The 980-nt window shown below is 42.3% G+C and carries 2 protein-coding genes; both read right to left on the reverse strand.

Annotation, left to right across the window (positions count from 1 at the left end; all coding sequences use genetic code 11):
• The coding region (locus A3738_RS26205; RefSeq protein ID WP_304440133.1) for a YbaK/EbsC family protein at nt 1-276 on the reverse strand (276 nt) is incomplete at its 3' end.
• A 64-nt stretch (nt 277-340) separates the two neighbouring features.
• Entirely contained in the window at nt 341-868 is a 528-nt protein-coding gene (gene ppa, locus A3738_RS26210) for an inorganic diphosphatase (protein ID WP_068475988.1), read from the reverse strand.
• Nucleotides 869-980: the final 112 nt, after the last annotated feature.

Here is a 980-nt window from a genome sequence, read left to right on the forward strand (position 1 = left end):
TCTCTCTGCTTTTTGAATATCGGCCATAGAGGCTTTTTTAGATTTAAGTGCTTTCGCAGCGCTCTTAAGATTGAGTGTTTTGTCGACAGGTAAAATAGCGCAGGCAAGCTTTCCTTTATCTAATTCGATCACCAGTGTTTTAAATACGATCTCAGGGGCTAGGCCAAGTTTGTCAGCGGCTTCCATTCCGTAAGCGCCGTAATTCGGATCATGATCATAGGGGTGAACGGTGTGAGCAATTTTGAGCTTGTTCAAAAGTTGGATGGCGGGAGTCATCTAATTTTCCTAGCACTTAAAAACAAAAAAGGGCCCGTAGGCCCTTTCTATTATCAATGTTTGCTTACTTTTTGAAAGCTGCCACTGATTTCTCGATTGAAGCGCGTGCAGCGTCTGCATTTTCCCAACCGATCACTTTTACCCACTTACCTTTTTCAAGATCTTTATAGTTCTCGAAGAAGTGTTGAATTTGGTCTTTCAACAATTGTGGAAGGTCGTCAACGTCTTTAACGTCTTGGTAAATAGTGCTCAGCTTGTCATGAGGAACAGCAACAAGTTTCTCATCACCACCTGCTTCGTCTTCCATATTTAGCATGCCAACAGGACGACAACGAATGATAGAACCTGGCATTACTGGATATGGTGTAATGACCAATACGTCCAATGGGTCACCGTCATCTGCAAGCGTATTTGGGATAAAACCATAGTTTGCAGGGTAGAACATTGGTGTTGCCATGAAACGGTCAACAAGAACCGCGCCCATGTCTTTGTCGATTTCGTATTTGATTGGATCTGCATTAGCAGGAATTTCAATCGCAACGTAGATGTCATTTGGCAGGTCTTTACCTGCTGGGATATTGTCAAAGTTCATTTCAAATTCCTAAAAAAAGCGCTAAAAAATTTAGGCGGCGATTATACGTACAATCTGCTGTGAAACCAAGAGATACAAGGCGTCTAGGCAACTCCTTAGTGTAAGTAGAAAG

Source organism: Oleiphilus sp. HI0066 (assembly GCF_001635725.1).